The organism is Streptomyces lacaronensis (genome assembly GCF_047337785.1).
In the GTDB taxonomy this organism is placed as follows: domain Bacteria; phylum Actinomycetota; class Actinomycetes; order Streptomycetales; family Streptomycetaceae; genus Streptomyces; species Streptomyces lycopersici.
This window is the reverse complement of sequence record NZ_JBLHDK010000003.1, coordinates 2,511,346-2,529,589: the sequence shown is the minus strand read 5'-3', so window position 1 is coordinate 2,529,589 and position 18,244 is coordinate 2,511,346. Positions and strand designations below refer to the sequence as shown.

Sequence of the window (18,244 nt, the reverse complement as noted above, 5' to 3'; positions counted from 1 at the left end):
GTCAGATCTTGATCCCACCCAAGAGGCTGGCGAGGCTCGCGCCACCCGCCTTGATGCTCGGAGCGATCGCGGTGGACGCGAGATAGAAGCCGAAGAGCGCACAGATGACCGCGTGCGACCCCTTCAGGCCGTCCTTGCGGAAGAAGATGAAGACGATGATGCCGAGCAGTACGACGCCGGAAATGGACAGGATCATCACGGTCTCCTGGCTGATGGGGGACGGTCAGTCACCATGAGTGGTTCAAGGATCACAGCATGTATCCATCGGGCGAAAGGTGCAATTGGGTGGATTATCGGTGTAATCATCACCATGGAGGCGTGGCGCTACGAGCCGACCGGCCGCCGGGGCGGGGTGGCCGCCTGCGCGGGTGTCCCGGCCGCCGTCCTTAGGGTGGGTGATCACATACCCAGGCAGCGAAGCCGGAGGCGACAGGCCATGACCGAATCGAACCCCGAGAGCGAGCCCGCCCACGACCCGGAGGTGCTCCAGCTGGCGGCCAAGGTCTTCGACCTGGCCCGGCAGGGTGACACCGATACGCTCGCCGCCTACGTGGACGCGGGCGTCCCGGCCAACCTCACCAACGACAAGGGCGATTCCCTGCTCATGCTCGCGGCCTACTACGGCCATCCCGCCGCGGTGTCGGCCCTGCTCGAACGCGGCGCCGACCCCAATCGGGTGAACGAACGGGGTCAGACCCCCATCGCGGGGGCCGCGTTCAAGGGTGAGGCGGAGGTGCTGAGGGTGCTGCTGGCCAAGGGCGCCGACCCGCGCGCCGGATCGCCCTCGGCCGTCGAGACGGCGCGGATGTTCGGGCGGGAGGATCTGCTCGCGCTCTTTGAGGCCCCGGGCGCGGAGCAGTGAGCCGTACGGCGGTCATGAGGCAGTGCCACTCAGTCGCCCCGTTGGCCGTCAACCGCCCTTGACCGTTCAAAAAGTGAAGCGCGAGACTTCATTCAGACCGTGAGTTAAGCGGTGAAACCAGTCGGCGTCAAGAGCGGCCGCGTCCGGTAGGTTCGGGCAGGGGGAAGGAGCCCGATGGGTCAGATGAACCGACGGACCGTCCGCGACCTGCGGCGCGGCAACCGCTCGACACTGCTGCGCCAGCTGTACTTCCGGGGCCCGGTGAGCCGTCAGGAACTGGGGGTGCTCACCGGGCTCAGCTCCGGTTCGGTCAGCAATGTCGTCGGCGAACTGCTCGCCGACGAACTGGTCGAGGAGGCCGGATCCGTCGACTCCGACGGCGGCCGCCCCCGCACGCTGCTGCGGGTCGCGCCGGGCGGCGGCCATCTCATCGGGGTCGACGTCGGCGAGACCCATGTCCGCGTGGAGCTGTTCGACCTCTCCCTGACGGAACTGGCCCGCTGGGAGCATCCGCTGACGCCGGGCGGGCTGGAGCGGGATCCGGAACCGGTCGTCGGCCACATCCTCACCGGCCTCGACGCGGTCGTCGACAAGAGCGGTGCCTCGCCGGGCACGGTCATCGGCGTCGGGGTCGGCGTCCCCGGCCTCGTCGAGCAGGGGGACGAGATCCTCGTCCACGGCCCGACCGCCGGGCGGGACGCGGTGCCGCTGGAGCGGCTGCTGCGCACCGGCACCGATCTGCCGCTGTTCATCGACAACGGCGCCACCGCGCAGGGGCAGGCCGAGATGTGGTTCGGGGCGGGGCGCGGCGCGGACAACGCGGTGATCGCGCTGATCGGCTCCGGTGTCGGCGCGGCCATCGTGACCGCGGGGGTGCCGTACCGGGGTGCGACCAGCAGCGCGGGGGAGTGGGGGCATACGGTCGTCCAGGTCGGCGGGCGCGCGTGCCGATGCGGTGCGGTCGGCTGTCTGGAGGCGTACGTCGGGGCCCAGGCGGTGCTCGACCGCTACGGGCACGGGGCGCGCGAAGCGGGTGCGGGCGGCGCGGGTGATGGCGGTAAGGACGGCGCGGACGGTGTCGCCGAGAGCGGTGCGGGCGGCGTGGACGGCGCCGGTGAGGACCAGCAGGCCGCGTTCGCCGCGATCGTGGGGGCCGCCGGGAGCGAGGCGCGGGCGCGTGAGGTGCTGGAGGAGACCGCCGCCTACCTCGGCGCCGGTATCGCCGACCTGATCAACCTCTTCAACCCCGAGCGGATCATCCTCGGCGGCTGGGCCGGACTGCTCCTCGGCGGCCGCGTCCTCCCCACGATCCGGGCCGCCACCGCCTCCTACGCACTGCGCCGGCCGTACGCGCAGACCGAGATCGGGCTGGCCGAACTGGGGCCCGATGCGGTGGCGTTGGGCGCGGCCACACTTCCACTGGCGCACTTCCTCGCCACCGGTGGAGCGCGCTGAGGGTTCGACTTCTGTCGGTTCAGGGGGAGTTGGGTCGGACCCCGCATCAAATTCTTTGATGCAAGAAGGTCCAGACCTATTGACATGCATCGAACAGGGCTGGACATTGTGTCTCCCCGGAGGTGACCGATGACGGCCAAGGCGCAGGCAGCCCAGCCCTCGCTGCGCACCACCGTGCGCGATCCGCGGCGCGGCAGCCGCTCCTCGCTGCCGTGGACGCTGCGCCTGCACGCTCCGCTCAGCCGCCAGGAGCTCGTCCGCCGAACGGGGCTCGGCGCCACCACCGAGGTCGCCGATACCCGGGTCCGCGTCGGGCTGTTCGACCTCGCCCTCACCCAACGCGCCGGTGCCGTCTACCCGTTAGCCTCCGGACCCCACGGAGCGGAAACCGCCGTCCGCGGCGCGGAGGCCCCGGGCCGGGCCGAGATGTGGTTCGGCGCGGGCCGCGGCGTCCAGCACGCCGTCGTCGCGCTCATCGGCTCCGGCGTCTCCGCGAGCGTCATCACCCACGGCTCCCCCCACGCCGTGGCGCTCGGCGCCGCCGCCCTGTCCGTCCGCCACTTCCTGACGGAGGGCGCGCACCGGCCCGCCCGTCGCCCCACCACCTCCGCTCAAGGAGCGCTGACGCGCCCCCCTCCCGTCTGTCGCCCTCCCGGAGCGCTGACGCGCGCGGCCGCCATCACCCGTATGCCCGTGCCGTAGCGCCCGCGGACCCCGGCCCCGGCCCCCACCGCCGGACGCACACCTTCCCCCACCGGACCGGCACCCACCGGTCCCATCCCCCACACAGGAAGGCACCACCGTTTCCATGAGAAGTACGTTGCGAAACACCGTGATCGGTCTGCTCTCCGCGACCGCACTCGCCGCCACCCCCTGGCTCACCGCTCCGGCCACCGCCACCACGGAGACCGCCCGGACCAAGGCCGCCGCGGCCGAATTCACCGACAACTTCGACGGTGCGGCGGGCAGCGCGGTCGACGGCTCCAAGTGGGGCCTGGAGACCGGCGACAACGTCAACAACCACGAGCGGCAGTACTACACCGACGGCAACAAGAACGCGGCGCTGGACGGCAACGGCAACCTCGTCATCACCGCCCGCAAGGAGAACCCGGCCAACTACAACTGCTGGTACGGCCGGTGTGAGTACACCTCCGCCCGCCTCAACACCTCCCAGAAGTTCACCACGGCCTCCGGCCATGTCGAGGCCCGGATGAAGCTGCCGCAGGGCCAGGGCATGTGGCCCGCCTTCTGGATGCTCGGCAACGACATCGGCAGCGCGGGCTGGCCCAACTGCGGCGAGATAGACATCATGGAGAACGTGGGCTTCGAGCCCAGCACCGTCCACGGCACCATCCACGGGCCTGGCTACTCCGGCTCGGGCGGCATCGGCGCCGGCTACACCCTCCCCAACGGCGGCAAGTTCTCCGACGGCTTCCACACCTTCGCCATCGACTGGTCGCCGAACAAGATCACCTGGTCCGTCGACGGCAACGTCTACCAGACCCGCACGCCCTCGGACCTCAACGGCAACCGCTGGGTCTTCGACCACCCCTTCTACATCATCCTCAACCTGGCCGTCGGCGGTTACTGGCCCGGCGACCCGGACGGCAACACCTCCTTCCCGCAGCAGCTCGTCGTCGACTACGTCAAGGTGACGGGCGGCAGCTGACACCTGCTGCCGATGTGGAAGCCCGCTGAGCGGTGTTCTCGCGGGTGTCATCAGCAGGGGCGGACCGCCTCCGAGACCGCCGCGACGCGGGCTTCCACATCGGCATCCCAGCGTGAGACAGGCCGTACTCCGGCTTGACGGCACCCGGCGTCCACAGCGCCGCGACCCAGCGCCGTGACACGATCCGGCGCCCGGCCCACTCCCCACCGTTCAGTCAGAGTTGGCCGATACGGGCCAGGTCGAGGGCGCTGATCCACAGCCCGCCGCCCCAGTGGCCGCCGCCGGACGCGAGCGCCGTCGGATTCACCCGCACATCGTTGTAGGCCCACCCCTCACCGGGCGGCCCGCCCGCCGACTCCGTCCCCTCGCGGACGCTCTGGGCGTCCACCCGTCGGCCTCCCCCACGGTTCGCCCTCCCTCCGGCCCGTCTGGTCCAGCAGCTGCCGCCAGGTGCTCCGCCGCCCGTGCTCATCCGCGCACTGGGGCCACTCCACGGAGCCGCACACGGGTTCGTCCAGCCGTAGCAGTCCGTCGTCGACGGCGATGCCCGCGACGAGGGCGAGCACGCTCCTGGCAATACACCCTCCGTCCGACCGGCCCGAGCCGGCCTTGTAGTGCGCAGGCACCAGGGCATGTGCGTGGCTGGTCCGGGTGCACCAGGGGAAGACGGCGGCGAGGGACGATGCCCCGTCGGGGCGCCAAAGGGAAGTGTTGGAGGCGCGTGAATCCCGCGCATCGCGCACACATCAAGCAGGTTCACGCACCTGCTCGCGACCAACGATGAACTCGCAACCAACGATGAAGAGGACGTCTATGTCCCAAGCTGTGGTTTCTCCGCCCCCGGTCCGCATCGGGAGGCTGTCGATCGGTGCCCTCGGCATCTTGGCACTCGCCCTCGGCACCCTCCAGACAGTGGTGGATCCCGCGCTCCCGCTGCTGCAACGTGAGCTGGGGGTCAGCTCCGGCGAAGGGGCACTGATCTCCAACGCGGTGCTCATCACCGGCGCCGCCGTCGCACCCGTCGCGGGCAAGCTCGGCGACCGCTACGGCGGAAAGCGGGTGCTGGTCCGGCTGATGGCCCTGGTCTCGGCCGGTGGTCTGTTGGCCGGCCTGGCGCCGAACATGTCGGTGTTGTTGCTCGGCCAGGTGTTGCAGGGCGCCATGGTGGGTGCGCTGCCCCTTTCCTTCATCCTGGTGCGCGAACACCTCCCGGCAGGGGAGTCACAGCTGGGGATGGGGGTGGTCATGGCGCTGTTCACGGGTGGCGCCATGGTGGGAACGTTGACTGCCGGGCCGATGGCGGAAGGACTTTCCTGGCATTGGATGTTCGCGCTGCCGACGATCGTGATCATCGCGATGACTCTGGTCGTGGCCCGGTTGATGCCGCATGATCCGCCGATCGAATCGGAGTACAGGTTCGACTGGCCAGGCGTGGTTCTGCTGAGCGGCACGTTGCTCGCGTTCATGCTCGGGCTCGTGCGGGTGACGGGCGACGACGGCCTGCCGCCACTCGCGGTCGGGGCCCTCGCGGTGGTCGTGTCCGCCCTTGCGACCGGATGGGTTGTCGTCGAGCGCCGGGCAGTCTCGCCGATGGTCGACCTGCGCATGCTGGCAAAGCCCGCGATGTGGCATGCGTGCATGCTCACCATCGTCATCACCACCAGTTTCGGGATGGTCAGCTTTCTGCTCCTACAACTGTTCGGGGTACCGGGCGACGGGTACGGCTTCGGAGCCAGCACCACCGACATCGGACTGTTCCTGCTTCCCGGCGCCATCGCCGGGGCGGTGAGCGATTCGGTCGGCGGGATCACGGCGCGGCGTTTCGGTCTGCGTGCCGTGGTCGGCGTGGGCGCCGTCGTCACGGCGGCCACAATGATCGCCCTGGTGTCGCTGCACACCGCGGAATGGCAGCTCGTCCTCGCGAAGGCGCTGGCCGCGATAGCCGCGGGCGCCGGTACCACGGCGTTGCTCACCAGCGCTGCCGCCGCCGTCGAGACCAAGGACACCGGCATCGCCACCAGCGTGCTCGTGGTGACACGCGTGATCGGCCTCGCCCTTGGCGCCCAGATCGCCGCCGCGATCCTCGACGCCGGGGCCGACTCGGCGACGGGTCTGCCTGCCGAATCGGGCTTCGTCACAGGGTTCGCCGTCGCCGGCCTCGTCGCCGCGTTGTCACTGCTCGTCGTCCGTATCACGAGGAAAAAGGGAGCCCACGCATGACACCCACCGGTCTGCCGATGGATGTGAGTACCACCGCGAAGCGCACAGTCCTGATCTCCGGGGCCAGTATCTCCGGACCCGCGCTGGCGTACTGGCTGCACCGGTCCGGATGCGCGGTCACCGTGGTGGAGAAGGCAGGCGCGCTGCGCGACGGTGGTTACCCGATCGACATCCGCGGTACCGCGATAGAGGTGGTCCGGCGGATGGGGATACTGCCGCGGCTGTGGGACGCGCACATCGACTCGCGGCGCTGCACTTTCCTCAACTCCGATGGCGGTGAAGTGGCCTCGGTCGACGCGCACGCCGTGGCGGGCAGCGTCGAGGGACAGGATCTCGAGGTGCGTCGTGGCGATCTGGCCGCGATCCTCTACGGAGAAGTCCGCGACGACGCGGAATTCCTGTTCAACGACTCCATCGCCACCCTCGACCAGTCCGGACAAGGCGTCGACGTCACCTTCCACAGTGGGCGACGGCGCACGTTCGACCTGGTGGTCGGCGCCGACGGTATGCACTCACACACCCGGGAGTCCCTGTTCGGCCCCGAAGAACAGTTCCACCGCTACCTCGGCTACTGCTTCGCCATATTCACCATGCCGAACACCTTCGGGCTCGCCCATGAGGTCATGATGTGGAACACGCCGGGGAAAGCCGCGGCCCTCTACGCCGTCGGGGACAACGACGAGCTGCACGCCTTTCTGACCTTTCACCAACCGGAGCCGCCGTTCGACGCCCTCCGGAACCCCGACGCCCAGCGGGACCTGGTCGCCACGGTCTTCGCGGGCGCGGGATGGGAGGTCCCCGGCATGGTGGGCGCCATGCGCGACGCGGATGACCTGTTCTTCGACACGGCCGGTCAGATCCGCATGCCCCACTGGTCCAGCGGCCGTGTCGCGCTCGTCGGCGACGCCGCGTACGCACCCTCGTTCCTCACCGGACAAGGCTCGAGCCTCGCGCTGGTCGGTGCCTACATGCTCGCGGGCGCCCTGGCCACGAACCGGGACCACACCGCGGCCTTCGCCGCCTACGAGCGCGACGTCCGCGAGTTCGTCGCCATGAATCAGGCACTGGTCGACAACGGTGCGGCCACGCTCTTCCCCACCACGGCGCGGGCCCTGGAGCAACGCAACACCATGCTGCGTGGGCTCGTCACCATGCCCTCCGCGACACCACGACCGGCCCACTCGGCCCTCACGCTGCCCGAATTCGCCCCGATGCCGTGACCTGATACGCAGGTGCGGCGCGGCGGTGCGGGCGAGACGTCATGACAGGCGGTCCGTGCCGCCGTCGGGGGCGGCGTGGGCCAACCCCGTCTGGTAGGCGATGACGACGAGTTGCGCCCGGTCGCGGGCCTCCAGCTTCGTCATGGCGCGCTGCACATGGGCGCGGACGGTGAAGGGGCTGAGGAACATCTGCTCGGCGATCTCCTGGTTGGACAGGCCGGTCGCGACCAGGGCCACCATCTCGCGTTCCCGAGGGGTGAGCACGGCGAGCCGTTCGGGGTGGTGCTGCGGGGTGTGGTCGGGGGTGGCCAGGAAACGGGCGACCAAGGAGCGGGTCGCGGCGGGGGACAGCAGAGTGTCGCCGGCGGCGATCGTACGCACGGCGTCCAGCAGGTCCTCGGCCCCGATGCCCTTGCCGATGAAGCCACCGGCCCCCGCGCGCAGCGCCTGGGCGACGTACTCGTCGGTCTCGTACGTGGTGAGGATCAGGATGCGGCTGGCACGCAGTCCCGGGTCCGCGCAGATCTCCGACGTGGCGGTGAGACCGTCCACCTCGGGCATGCGAATGTCCATGATCACCACGTCCGGGCGCAGCTCACGGGCGAGTCTCACCGCCTCCCTGCCGTCGGCGGCCTCGCCGACCACGGTGATGTCGTCGGCGCTGTCGAGAAGCATCCGGAAGGCACCGCGCAGCAGGGCCTGATCGTCGGCGAGCAGCACCCGGAGCGTCATGGCGCATCCCCGGCCCCTCCGTCGCCCGTCGCCCCGTCGGCCATCCGCCCCTCGATGGTTGTCGCCCCGTCAGTCCACGCCGCCCCGTCAGTCCTCCGTGTCTTGGCGGGCGGGAGGGGCAGCTGGGTGGAGACGAGGAAGCCGCCCTCCGGGCGCCTGCCCGCGGAGAGGTGTCCCCCGACCGCGGTGGCACGTTCACGCATCCCGATCAGACCGTAACCGGGCGGACGCTCCGGCACCGTGGAAGCGCTCGGGCCCGTGGACCCACCCCGTCCCGTGGCCGCGGTCCGTGCCGTACGGGCGCCCCCTCCGTCGTCGGCGACGGTGATGGTCACGCGATCGCGGCTCCAGACGAGGCGCACCCGGGCGCTACCGGTACCGGCGTGCTTGGTCACGTTGGTCAGGGCCTCCTGGACGATGCGGTAGGCGGTGAGGTCCACTCCCGGCGGCAGCGGCCTGGCCGTGCCCTCCTGGTGCACCGACACCTCCAGACCGGCGCGGCGGAAGGACTCGAGGAGTGTGGGAAGCCGGGAAAGGCCGGGCGTCGGTCCGGCGGGCGCGTCCGCGTCCCCGGACTGACGCAGTAGACCGACCGTGGCCCGCAGTTCGTCGAGCGCGTGGCCGGTGGTCTCGATGAGCTCCTTCAGGCTCGTGCGGGTCTGCTCCGGGCGGGCGTCGAAGAGGTGGGCGGCGACCGAGGCCTGCGCGTTGGCCAGGGTGATCTGACTGGCCACGAGGTCGTGCAGTTCCCGGGCGATGCGCACCCGCTCGTCGGCCACTCTCCGGCGCGCCTCGATGTCCCGGCTCTTCTCGGCCTGCCGGGCCCGCTCCTCCACGGCCGCCAGATAGGCCCGCCGGTTCTGCACCGAGTGCCCGAGTACGCCGGCCACCAGCGGGAACGCCGCCACCGCTCCCATCCTGCTCGCGTCCTTCCACGAGAGGGCCCCGAACAGGGGGGTGAAGGCGACCAGCAGCGCCGCGGAGGTGACCGACAAGGCGCTCGCCGCGTGCCGCTCGGTGCGCACGGTGAGCGAGTAGGCGGTGATCACGGCGGGGGCCACGATGAGCGGGCTCAGCAGGAGGCCCAACTGCGGCGCCAGTACGCCGCTCGCGGTCGTGGCCGCCATGGCGGCCAGGGGTGCCCGGTGCCGCACGGGCAGCACGGCACAGGACACCAAGGCGATGAAGTAGGCGGCGGCAGGCGGCGGTGACAGCGTGCTGCCGTCCCGCAACGCGCCGCCGAGCAGACAGAGCGCGAACGCCGTCGCAATGATCGCTCCCTCCCGCCACCACGTGCCGCGTGGTCGCGGGCCACCGCCACCCGTGTTCGTCATGGCCGGCTCAGTGCCGGTGCTGGCCGATGGCGAGCGGCGGCACCGCTGCGTCCGGCTCGGTCGCGGAGGCCGGGACACGCCGGCTCAGCTTCTCACCCTCGATATCCACATTCGGCAGCACACGGTTCAGGATAGGGGGCAGCCACCAGGCCCGGTGGCCCAGCAGTGCCAGCACCGCGGGCACGATCGCCATCCGGACCACGAAGGCGTCGAAGGCGACGGCGGCGGCCAGGCCGACGCCCATCGTCTGGATGGTCGGCATGTGTATTCCGATGAATCCGGCGAACACGCTGACCATGATGATCGCCGCCGCGGCCACCACACGTCCGCTGTGCCGGAAGCCGCCCACGACCGCCTCAGCGGGCGACGCGCCATGGGCGTAGGCCTCCCGCATCCGGCTGAGGAGGAAGACCTCGTAGTCCATGGCGAGACCGAACACGATTCCGATGATGAGGATCGGCATCAGCGACATGACCGGTCCGGTCGTCTCGATGCCGATCAGGTCCGCCCCCCAGCCCCACTGGAACACGGCGACGAGGACGCCGAAGGCGGCACCCACCGACAGCAGGAAGCCGAGCGCGGCCTTGACCGGGACCAGGACCGAGCGGAAGACCACCGTCAGCAGGAGCACCGCCAGGCCGATGACCACGGTCAGATAGGGGATGAGGGCGTCGGACATGGCTTCGGAGATGTCGATGTTCATCGCGGTGGTGCCGGTCACCAGGATGCCGGCGCCCGTGTCGGCCTCGACGCCGGAGAGCGCGCCCCGGATCGCGTGCACCAGATCCTTGGTCTCGCCGCTGTTCGGCGCGGTCCGCGGGACGGCGGTGAGGACGGCCGTGTCCTTGGTCCGGCTGAGCACCGGATCACCGACCGACGCGACCCCGTCCACTCCCCGTATCGTCTTGACGACCAGATCCGTGGTGGCCCGGGTGTCCCCGGACTTCGACGTGTCCACGACCACGGTCAAGGGGCCGTTGAAGCCGGGGCCGAAGCCTGTCGACAGCAGGTCGTAGGCACGGCGCTGGGTGGTCTCCACCGACTTGGACTCGTCTCCGGGCAGCCCGAGTTCGAGGCTCAGCGCCGGTACGGCGACGGCGCCGAGACCGAGTCCGGCGGTCAGCAGCACGGCAGCCGGCCGGCGCAGCACGAACCGCGCCCAGCGGGTGCCGAGACCAGGCCGGCCGGCCGCGGTGGGCATCCGGTGCGGCTCGCTTCCCGACCGGCGATACGAGGGTGCCTTGCGGACGGCGCGGGACAGTACCCGGCGGCCGAAGAAGCCGAACAGCGCGGGAACCAGGGTCAGTGCCACGAGTACGGCAAGGGCCACGGCGCCCGCACCGCCCATGCCTATCTTGGTGAGTTCGGGGATTCCGACGACCCCCAGCCCGACCAGGGCGATGAAGACGGTTGCGCCGGCGAAGACGACAGCGGATCCGGCCGTGCCCACCGCCCGGCCGGCGGCCTCCTCCGGCTCGCTGCCCTCGGCGCGCTCGTCGCGGAAGCGGGTGGTGATGAAGAGCGCGTAGTCGATGCCGACCGCCAGCCCCAGCATCAGCGCCAGGATGGCGACGGTGGACGTCAGGCCCAGCGGAACGGCCAGCGCGGAGACCAGGCCGAAGGCGATGGCCACGCCCACGAGGGCGGTCAGCAGCGACAATCCGGCCGCGACCAGCGACCCGAGGGCGAGGACCAGCACCACCGCCGCCACCGCCACGCCGATGATCTCCGTCGTACCGCCCGGTTCCGCCTCCGAGTCCAGGGCCGAGCCGCCGATCTCCACGGTCAGCCCGGCGTCCCGGGCCTGGTTCGCGGCCTCCTCGATGGCGCTCTTCGTCGGCTCGGTCAGGTCGACGGCGTCCGCGCTGTAGGTGATCGTGGAGTAGGCGATGGTGCCGTCCTCGCTGACGGCGCCGGTCTCATAGGGGTCGGTGGCCGACGCGACCTGATCGCCCCCGTCCAGCGAGCCGAGCGTCTTCTCGACGGCCGCCTTGTTCTCCCTGGCCGTCACCCGCTGCCCGTCCGGCGCCTGGAACACCAAGCGGGCCTCGGCGCCCTGGGAGTTGCTTTGGGGGAAGCGCTCGTCCAGCAGGTCGAATGCCTTCTGCGACTCGGTGCCGGGCATGGAGATGTCCTCTTCCTTCCCCTCCGGCGCCATGCCGGCGGCGGCGATGGCCAGCACCAGGACACCCAGCCACAGACCACCCACGAGCCGGCGGCGCCGGAAGGCCCACCGTCCGATCCGGTAAAGAAATGTAGCCACCTGTTGATCACTCCAGACACCGCTAGGCAAGGGGAATCGCGCGGGATTCACGCGCCTCCCACACTTCCCTCCGGCGCCCCGACGGGGCATCGTCCCCCGCCGCCGTCTTCCCCTGGTGCACCCGGACCAGCCACGCACGTGCCCTGGTGCCTACGCACTACAGGCCGGCTCGGGCCGGGGGGCTTACGTCGACTGGACCGGCTCGCTCCAGGCCTTTGTCAAGACCGTCACCGCCGAGTTCGCCGTGACCGCTCCCGGGCTCACCCGCGATCCGTACGATCTCGACCACACCCCGGGCGGCTCCGGCAGTGGTTCGGCGGCGGCCGGTGCGTGGCCCGGCCGGGAGCGGACGAGCGGCTGCTGGGACGGGCCCCTGATGTGGAGTCGGTCCTCGTTGGACGTCCGCACCCGTATGATGGGTATCCACTCCCGTGTACGGAGTTAGGGACGAGATGAGTGCCACATGGTGGCTTATGCAAGGTGAGGCCGCAGTCGGCGAGTTACGCCAGTACGGGGTCGACCAGCCGGTTTTTCTATGTCACTTCACGCCGGGTCCGGCGTGGGAAACGGTCCGGGCGCAGTTCGAGGCGTGGTCCGCGCTGCGCGGGCAGGATCCCGACGGAAGCCGTACCGCCCAGGTCATCCGGTCCATCATGGACCTCGGGCTGCGGCTGGTCCCCACGGACGACAGTCCGTCGATGGCGCTGTTCACCGAATGCATCCTGCGTATCGACGGCCACACCGCCCGGTTGCGCTACTGATGCTCCGCCGGGCGCGTCGGCCGGTAGCGTGCCCTCATGGACATCGGTGATGTGGTCGAGGACTTCGAACTGCCGGATGAGAGCGGCACCGTCCGTTCGCTCAGCGGGCTGCTGGCGGACGGCCCGGTGGTGCTGTTCTTCTATCCGGCGGCCTTCACCCCCGGCTGTACCAAACAGGCGTGCCACTTCCGGGACATCGCGGCGGAGTTCAAGGAGCTCGGTGCCCAGCCGGTCGGGGTCAGTGCCGATTCGGTCGAGAAGCAGGCGGAGTTCGCCCATGCGTACTCCTTCGGCTATCCGCTGCTGTCGGATCCGGAGGGGACCGTGCGGGAGCGGTTCGGGGTGAAGCGCGGGATCGCGGCGGTGCCGACCAAGCGGGTCACTTTTGTGATCGATACCGATCGCAAGGTGCTGGAGATCGTCAAGAGCGAGTTCCGGATGGGCGTGCACGCGGACCGGGCGCTCGATGCCCTGCGGGGCAGGAACGGGTAAGCCGCGTACGACCGTCCGCGTCCGGCGGAAAACCCTTGCGGGGGCCGCCTCTTGGGCGGCCCCCGCTGACGTTTGGGCCCCTCTAGCAAGCGCTTGCCGACACGGCGTATGGTCAGGCGGCCGACCGTAGCTTCCCCCGCCATCGGCGAACCTCCATCGCCGAACTGAGCCGAGCCGAGGAGCCTCCATGAGACGCGCCGGTACCGCACTGCTGGCCGCCACCGCCTGCCTCGCCGCCTTGCCGGTCGCCCCGGCCTGGGCCGGGGACTCCGGGCCCGATGAAAGCCCAGCCACGGCCGCGGTCGTCCCGCGGTGCACCGGCACCGCGCCCATCGTCTGCCATGCCGATGTCCCGCCGGGGACGTACGACGTGACGGCGGTCCTCGGCGGCGCCCGGGCGGGCAGCACCGGCGTCACCGCCGAGTCACGGCGGACGATGCTCGCCGCCACGCCGACCGCCGCCGGGCAGCGGCTCATCCGCTCCTTCACCGTGAACGTACGGGAGCCGGAGGGGGAGCCCACCGGGCCCAGCGGAAGCCCCGGGCTCGACCTCGCCTTCGGCGGTGACGCGCCGCGCCTCGCCGGTCTGAAGGTCACCGAGGTCGCCAGGGTCAGCGAGATGTCCAAGGTCACCGAAGCCGCCCCCGGCCGCCACCACCAGCTCTTCCTCGCCGGGGACTCCACCGTGTGCGACCAGCTCACCGCCCCGTACACCGGGTGGGGCCAGCAGCTGCCGCAGTTCTTCCGGCGCGGCCTGTCGGTCGCCAACTACGCCGACTCGGGCGAGAGTTCGGGCTCATTCCTCGCCGACCCCCGGCTCTTCGGCACCATGCGTCCGCTGATCCGCCCGGGAGACACCGTCCTCGTCCAGTTCGCCCACAACGACAAGCAGACGACCGCCGCCGACTACCGCGCCAACCTCGGCGCGCTGCTCGACGGCGTACGGGCGCGCGGCGGCAAGCCCGTACTGGTCACCCCCATCGTGCGCCGCTGGTTCAACGACGACGGCACCCTCGACAACGCAACCGCCCTGCACGTCAACGGCCTCGGGGTGAATCTGCCGCGGGAGACGCGCGCGCTGGCAGCCGAGCGGGGCGTACCGCTCATCGATCTGACCGCGCTCACCAAGCGGCTCGTGGAGGAGCTCGGCCCCGAGGGGTCCAAGCGGCTGTACCTCTACGACGAGGCCCGCGACAATACCCACACCTCCGCCCACGGGGCCACCGAGTTCGCGCGGCTGGTGCTCGGCGAGCTGCGTGCCCAGCGCCTCGTCCCCGCGGGGGTGCTCCGATGACCGGCCTCGCACCGCACCGTACGCCGCACCTCGCACCGCACCTCGCGCTGCCCCCGGAGGACCGCGACCTCAGCCCCCGTACCGGCTGGACCCGTGCCCACTGGGAGGCCGCCGCCGACGGACTGCTCGCCGCCGTCGCCCCGTACGCGTCCCCCGGCGGCGCCCTCTACCCGCTCCCCGGCGACCGGCCGAGCTGGTCAGGCCCCCGCTCCGACGGCCTGGAAGGCTTCGCCCGGACGTTTCTGCTGGCCGCCTTCCGCGTCGCGGGCGCACACGGCGCCGATCCCGGCGGACTGCTGGAGCGGTACGCGGACGGGCTCGCCACCGGCACCGCACACCTCGGCACCGCACCCCCCGGCACCGCACCCCCCGGCGGCGACGGACCCGAGGACTGGCCCCGGATCACCGACCGGGGCCAGCCGCTGGTCGAGTCCGCCTCCATCGCGCTCGGGCTGCGGCTCACCCGCCCCTGGCTGTGGGACCGGCTCGACGACGGCGTCCGGGAGCGGGTGGGAGCCTGGCTGGTGGACGCGCTCACCGCCGAACCCGTGCCCAGCAACTGGGAGCTGTTCCCCGTCGCCGTCGGCGGTTTCCTCGCCGAGGCGGGCATCGAGCCGGAGGCCGCCCGCGCCGCCGTGGCGCGCGGGCTGGAGCGCATCGAGCCCTGGTACACCGGCGACGGCTGGTACAGCGACGGCGCGGGCCGCGCCTTCGACTACTACAACGGCTGGGCCCTGCACCTGTATCCGGCGCTCGAGGCATGGCTGTCCCAGGACGGCGAGCGGCTCACCCGCTACGGGCGCCGACTGGCCACCCACCTCGCCGACTACGCCCACCTCTTCGGCGCCGACGGCGCCCCGCTGCACCAGGGCCGCTCCCTGACGTACCGCTTCGCCGCCGCCGCGCCCCTGTGGCTGGGCGCCCTCACCGGCCACACCCCGCTCGCCCCCGGAACCACCCGCCGCCTCGCCTCCGGCGTTCTGCGCCACTTCCTCGACCGGGGCGCGACGACGGACCGGGGGCTGCTCTCGCTCGGCTGGTACGGCCCCTACGACGGCGTCCTCCAGCCGTACTCCGGCCCCGCCTCACCGTACTGGGCCGCCAAGGGCTTCCTGGGGCTGCTGCTCCCGGCCGACCACGAGGTCTGGACGGCGCGCGAGGAGCCGGGACCCACCGAGCGCGCGGACGCGACGCGCGCCGTTCCCGGCCCCAACTGGCTGCTCCAGTCCACCGCGGGCGACGGTCTGGTGCGGCTCCACAACCACGGCAGCGAACACCTCCCGCCGCCCGGCGACCCCGACCAGGACGACCCCCACTACGCCCGTCTCGCCTACTCCACGGCCACCGGCCCCTTCCCGTACGGCGTCGCACCCGACAACCACTTCGGCCTGGTCCACGGCGGCCGGATCTCCCTGCGCACCGCGCTTGAGCCGCTGGGCGCGGGCGACGGCTGGGCCGCCTCGCGCCATCGGGCGCGGCTGGTGGGGGAGGAGCCGGAGGAGGGCGAGGAGGTGTGCGTCACCTCGCTGGTGCTGGTGCGCGGCGCCGTGGAGGTCCGGATCCACCTGGTGACCGGCGCCGCGCCGGGCCGGGCCGTCCGCCAGACGGGCTGGGCGGTCGCGGATCCCCCGGCGGAGGAGGAGGGGCCGCGGTCCGAACTGCTGCCGCTCCACGGCCTGATGAAGGACGGCGTTCTGCCCGCCGCCCCCACGGCCTTCGCCCGGCGCGCCGTCTCCCCCGCGCTGGCCGGAGAGACGACGGGCCGCGCCGGGGGCGACCTCTTCCTCTGCCTCGCCCGCCTGACGGCCGACCCCGACGCGCCCCCGCTGGCCGACCTGGTCCGCGCGGCGGCGGGCCCGGCGGACGACGGGACCCATCTGGTGACGGTCACCTGGTGGGACGGCGAGGTGCGGCGGGCCCGCGTGGGCCCGAGCGCGGTCGCCGTCGGTTGTCTGCCCGAAAACGCCGGTTGACGACCCGGTTTAACTCGGACTATGGGGCAGGAGCGGGCGGCAACGTCCCGCCCAGGCGCCCGGACAGGGCCTTCGTGGAGTCGAGGAGGAGCTCCCCGATCTCGGCGACGCGGTCCCGGGTGACGCGGGAGGCGGGTCCGGAGACGCTGATCGCCGTGGCGACCGCCCCGCTGTGGTCGAAGACCGGCGCGGCGACGCAGCGGATCTCCTCCTCGTTCTCCACGTCGTCGATCGCGTACCCCCGCTCCCGGACGGCGGCCAGTTCGGCGTGCAGTCGCTCGGCGGAGGTGATGGTGGCCGGGGTGCGGGGTGGCATGCCCCGCGCTATCACCTGTTCCACCACGGCGTTGGAGGAGTGGGCGAGAAACGCCTTGCCGACGGCGGTGCAATACGCGGGCTGGCGGCTGCCGATGCGTGAATGCATGCGCACCGGCTGGGGGCTTTCGACCTTGTCGATATAAACGATCTCCGGTGGATCGAAGACCACCAAGTGGATCGTCTCCCCTATGCTTTCGACGAGTTCGTGCAGATGCGGGGCAGCGGCTTCACGGAAGTCCAGCCGCTCCAAATAGACTTGGCCGAGGAAGGCATTCTGAGGGCCCAGTCGATAGCGCCCGTTCTCGGCGTCCTGATCCACCAGGCGCACTTCCCGCAGCGGTGCCAGCAGCCGCAGGACGGTGCTCTTGCTCAGGCCCAGGCCCTTCGCCAGGTCGGTGAGGGTCGGCCCACGCGGATGCCCGCCGTCCTCGGCCAGGAACATCACGATGGACAGGGCGCGGCGCAGCGACGACGAGGTGTTGCGCCCAGGTCCGGACCCGGCGGGCCGGTCGTCCTGGCCGCCGTGAGCGGTGTCCGGCCGAGAAGTCATGCCGGGACGGTAGCCGACCTCGATGATTTTGCATAGCAGCATCGGATGCCGGAATTCGAAATCAACCATTGACGGCCTTGAGCGGCTCGGTTAGCTTGTGCGCACCCATTACGGAATTCGATTCTGCATTGCAGAATCCCCAGAGCCCGACGGTCATCGCCGATCGCGGCCTCGATGATCTGTCCCGCTCTTTTCACCCCCGATTGGAGTCCCGCCGTGGGACGACGACGCCTTCATGCCCGCAAGATGGCCGCGATCTCCGTGAGCGCTCTCGCCACCACCTCCCTGCTCGCCGCCTGCTCCTCCAGCCAGAGCTCGGCCACCCGGGGGCAGAACTCCACCCTCCAGAAGGTGACCCGCAGCGGCACCCTGCGCGTCGCCAGCTGTCTGACGTTCCCGCCCTTCGGCTCGACGGACAAGGCCAACCAGCCCCAGGGCTTCGACGTCGATGTCGCCAAGGCCATGGCCAAGGCACTGGGCGTCAAGGCGAAGATCGTCGACACCACCTCCGCCAACCGCATCCCCAATCTGCGCACGCACAAGGTGGACGCCGTGATCTGCAACTTCACCACCACCGCCGAGCGTGCGAAGCAGGTCGCCTTCAGCGATCCGTACATCGTCGCCGGCGAGGTGCTGATGGTGAAGAAGTCCAGCGACATATCAGGCATAAAGGATCTTTCAGGCAAGAAGGTGGCGGTCACCAAGGGCTCCACCAACGGCGCCGCGGTGAAGGAGGGCAACCCGAAGGCGCAGATCCAGGAGTACGACACTTCGGCGGCGGCAGTGCTCGCGGTCAAGCAGGGCCAGGCCGACGCCATGGTCGAGGACTCCAACTTCCTCAACTCCCAGGCCAAGGCCGACCCCGCCCTCAAGGTCACCAAGGAATCGGTCGTACCGCTGGAGTACAACGCGATCGGGGTGGGCCAGGGCGACCCCGACTGGTCGCAGTGGATCAACACCTGGCTGCGGGAGTTCAACACCTCCGGCCAGAGCGCGGCCCTCTACAAGAAGTGGTTCGGCGTCAAGCCCGTCTACCCGCTCAACCCGTCCTACTGAGCCCTGCCGGGCGGCGGCACCCCGGCCGCCGCCCCCCGTGGAGGA

At 71.0% G+C, this 18,244-nt stretch carries 17 protein-coding genes; 11 read left to right on the top strand and 6 right to left on the bottom strand.

Going from position 1 to position 18,244, the window contains the following annotated elements:
* Nucleotide 1 precedes the first annotated feature (1 nt).
* Nucleotides 2-196: a hypothetical protein gene (locus ACMTAK_RS10960; protein WP_020866907.1), complete on the bottom strand. Its 195-nt coding sequence runs from the start codon at nucleotides 194-196 to the stop codon at nucleotides 2-4.
* Between the two features lie 240 nt (nucleotides 197-436).
* On the opposite strand from ACMTAK_RS10960, the gene ACMTAK_RS10955 reads away from it, so the two are divergent.
* From ACMTAK_RS10955 to ACMTAK_RS10940, 4 genes are all read left to right on the top strand, one after another.
* Entirely contained in the window at nucleotides 437-862 is a 426-nt protein-coding gene (locus ACMTAK_RS10955; protein WP_262704175.1) for an ankyrin repeat domain-containing protein, read from the top strand.
* Nucleotides 863-1,036: 174 nt separating this feature from the next.
* Nucleotides 1,037-2,317: an ROK family transcriptional regulator gene (locus ACMTAK_RS10950; protein WP_413806035.1), complete on the top strand. Its 1,281-nt coding sequence runs from the start codon at nucleotides 1,037-1,039 to the stop codon at nucleotides 2,315-2,317.
* Nucleotides 2,318-2,446: 129 nt separating this feature from the next.
* Entirely contained in the window at nucleotides 2,447-3,019 is a 573-nt protein-coding gene (locus tag ACMTAK_RS10945) for a hypothetical protein (protein WP_413806034.1), read from the top strand.
* A 106-nt stretch (nucleotides 3,020-3,125) separates the two neighbouring features.
* Nucleotides 3,126-3,986, top strand: a complete 861-nt coding sequence (locus tag ACMTAK_RS10940) for a glycoside hydrolase family 16 protein (RefSeq protein WP_413806033.1) — start codon at nucleotides 3,126-3,128, stop codon at nucleotides 3,984-3,986.
* Between the two features lie 214 nt (nucleotides 3,987-4,200).
* On the opposite strand, the gene ACMTAK_RS10935 is transcribed toward ACMTAK_RS10940, so the two are convergent.
* A complete protein-coding gene (locus tag ACMTAK_RS10935; RefSeq protein WP_413806032.1) occupies nucleotides 4,201-4,374 on the bottom strand; it encodes a hypothetical protein in 174 nt (57 codons plus the stop codon).
* Between the two features lie 425 nt (nucleotides 4,375-4,799).
* Here ACMTAK_RS10935 and ACMTAK_RS10930 point away from each other — a divergent pair, with 425 nt between their 5' ends.
* Nucleotides 4,800-6,206 carry an MFS transporter gene (locus ACMTAK_RS10930; protein ID WP_413806031.1) on the top strand — a complete coding sequence of 469 codons (1,407 nt, stop codon included), beginning with the start codon at nucleotides 4,800-4,802 and terminating at the stop codon, nucleotides 6,204-6,206.
* Nucleotides 6,203-7,426: an FAD-dependent monooxygenase gene (locus ACMTAK_RS10925; protein WP_413806030.1), complete on the top strand. Its 1,224-nt coding sequence runs from the start codon at nucleotides 6,203-6,205 to the stop codon at nucleotides 7,424-7,426. Before ACMTAK_RS10930 ends, ACMTAK_RS10925 begins: the two co-directional genes overlap by 4 nt.
* Nucleotides 7,427-7,465: 39 nt before the next feature.
* Here ACMTAK_RS10925 and ACMTAK_RS10920 read toward each other — a convergent pair whose 3' ends face one another.
* The 3 genes from ACMTAK_RS10920 to ACMTAK_RS10910 are packed head-to-tail and all read right to left on the bottom strand — an operon-like array spanning nucleotide 7,466 to nucleotide 11,755.
* Nucleotides 7,466-8,158, bottom strand: a complete 693-nt coding sequence (locus ACMTAK_RS10920) for a response regulator transcription factor (RefSeq protein ID WP_413806029.1) — start codon at nucleotides 8,156-8,158, stop codon at nucleotides 7,466-7,468.
* The gene (locus tag ACMTAK_RS10915; protein ID WP_413806028.1) at nucleotides 8,155-9,492 is read right to left on the bottom strand and encodes a sensor histidine kinase; all 1,338 of its coding nucleotides are present in this window, start codon (nucleotides 9,490-9,492) and stop codon (nucleotides 8,155-8,157) included. Before ACMTAK_RS10915 ends, ACMTAK_RS10920 begins: the two co-directional genes overlap by 4 nt.
* A gap of 7 nt (nucleotides 9,493-9,499) precedes the next feature.
* Nucleotides 9,500-11,755 carry an MMPL family transporter gene (locus ACMTAK_RS10910; protein WP_413806027.1) on the bottom strand — a complete coding sequence of 752 codons (2,256 nt, stop codon included), beginning with the start codon at nucleotides 11,753-11,755 and terminating at the stop codon, nucleotides 9,500-9,502.
* 452 nt (nucleotides 11,756-12,207) lie between these two features.
* On the opposite strand from ACMTAK_RS10910, the gene ACMTAK_RS10905 reads away from it, so the two are divergent.
* The 4 genes from ACMTAK_RS10905 to ACMTAK_RS10890 all read left to right on the top strand — a co-directional run bounded on the left by ACMTAK_RS10905 (nucleotide 12,208) and on the right by ACMTAK_RS10890 (nucleotide 16,275).
* A complete protein-coding gene (locus tag ACMTAK_RS10905; RefSeq protein WP_044581063.1) occupies nucleotides 12,208-12,516 on the top strand; it encodes a hypothetical protein in 309 nt (102 codons plus the stop codon).
* A gap of 36 nt (nucleotides 12,517-12,552) precedes the next feature.
* Nucleotides 12,553-13,008, top strand: a complete 456-nt coding sequence (locus ACMTAK_RS10900; protein ID WP_020866894.1) for a peroxiredoxin — start codon at nucleotides 12,553-12,555, stop codon at nucleotides 13,006-13,008.
* A 187-nt stretch (nucleotides 13,009-13,195) separates the two neighbouring features.
* Nucleotides 13,196-14,302 carry a rhamnogalacturonan acetylesterase gene (locus ACMTAK_RS10895; RefSeq protein WP_413806026.1) on the top strand — a complete coding sequence of 369 codons (1,107 nt, stop codon included), beginning with the start codon at nucleotides 13,196-13,198 and terminating at the stop codon, nucleotides 14,300-14,302.
* Entirely contained in the window at nucleotides 14,299-16,275 is a 1,977-nt protein-coding gene (locus ACMTAK_RS10890) for a DUF2264 domain-containing protein (RefSeq protein WP_413806025.1), read from the top strand. Before ACMTAK_RS10895 ends, ACMTAK_RS10890 begins: the two co-directional genes overlap by 4 nt.
* 19 nt (nucleotides 16,276-16,294) lie before the next feature.
* Here ACMTAK_RS10890 and ACMTAK_RS10885 read toward each other — a convergent pair whose 3' ends face one another.
* Entirely contained in the window at nucleotides 16,295-17,143 is an 849-nt protein-coding gene (locus ACMTAK_RS10885; protein ID WP_413806024.1) for an IclR family transcriptional regulator, read from the bottom strand.
* Nucleotides 17,144-17,359: 216 nt separating this feature from the next.
* On the opposite strand from ACMTAK_RS10885, the gene ACMTAK_RS10880 reads away from it, so the two are divergent.
* Nucleotides 17,360-18,199: an ABC transporter substrate-binding protein gene (locus ACMTAK_RS10880; RefSeq protein ID WP_413806023.1), complete on the top strand. Its 840-nt coding sequence runs from the start codon at nucleotides 17,360-17,362 to the stop codon at nucleotides 18,197-18,199.
* The last annotated feature ends 45 nt before the right edge of the window (nucleotides 18,200-18,244 follow it).

What these genes read in the sequence shown, in the direction of transcription:
- ACMTAK_RS10960 (WP_020866907.1), bottom strand. Translation starts at nt 196, where the DNA reads ATGATCCTGTCCATTTCCGGCGTCGTACTGCTCGGCATCATCGTCTTC.
- ACMTAK_RS10955 (WP_262704175.1), top strand. Translation starts at nt 437, where the DNA reads ATGACCGAATCGAACCCCGAGAGCGAGCCCGCCCACGACCCGGAGGTG.
- ACMTAK_RS10950 (WP_413806035.1), top strand. Translation starts at nt 1,037, where the DNA reads ATGGGTCAGATGAACCGACGGACCGTCCGCGACCTGCGGCGCGGCAAC.
- ACMTAK_RS10945 (WP_413806034.1), top strand. Translation starts at nt 2,447, where the DNA reads ATGACGGCCAAGGCGCAGGCAGCCCAGCCCTCGCTGCGCACCACCGTG.
- ACMTAK_RS10940 (WP_413806033.1), top strand. Translation starts at nt 3,126, where the DNA reads ATGAGAAGTACGTTGCGAAACACCGTGATCGGTCTGCTCTCCGCGACC.
- ACMTAK_RS10930 (WP_413806031.1), top strand. Translation starts at nt 4,800, where the DNA reads ATGTCCCAAGCTGTGGTTTCTCCGCCCCCGGTCCGCATCGGGAGGCTG.
- ACMTAK_RS10925 (WP_413806030.1), top strand. Translation starts at nt 6,203, where the DNA reads ATGACACCCACCGGTCTGCCGATGGATGTGAGTACCACCGCGAAGCGC.
- ACMTAK_RS10920 (WP_413806029.1), bottom strand. Translation starts at nt 8,158, where the DNA reads ATGACGCTCCGGGTGCTGCTCGCCGACGATCAGGCCCTGCTGCGCGGT.
- ACMTAK_RS10915 (WP_413806028.1), bottom strand. Translation starts at nt 9,492, where the DNA reads ATGACGAACACGGGTGGCGGTGGCCCGCGACCACGCGGCACGTGGTGG.
- ACMTAK_RS10905 (WP_044581063.1), top strand. Translation starts at nt 12,208, where the DNA reads ATGAGTGCCACATGGTGGCTTATGCAAGGTGAGGCCGCAGTCGGCGAG.
- ACMTAK_RS10900 (WP_020866894.1), top strand. Translation starts at nt 12,553, where the DNA reads ATGGACATCGGTGATGTGGTCGAGGACTTCGAACTGCCGGATGAGAGC.
- ACMTAK_RS10895 (WP_413806026.1), top strand. Translation starts at nt 13,196, where the DNA reads ATGAGACGCGCCGGTACCGCACTGCTGGCCGCCACCGCCTGCCTCGCC.
- ACMTAK_RS10890 (WP_413806025.1), top strand. Translation starts at nt 14,299, where the DNA reads ATGACCGGCCTCGCACCGCACCGTACGCCGCACCTCGCACCGCACCTC.
- ACMTAK_RS10885 (WP_413806024.1), bottom strand. Translation starts at nt 17,143, where the DNA reads ATGACTTCTCGGCCGGACACCGCTCACGGCGGCCAGGACGACCGGCCC.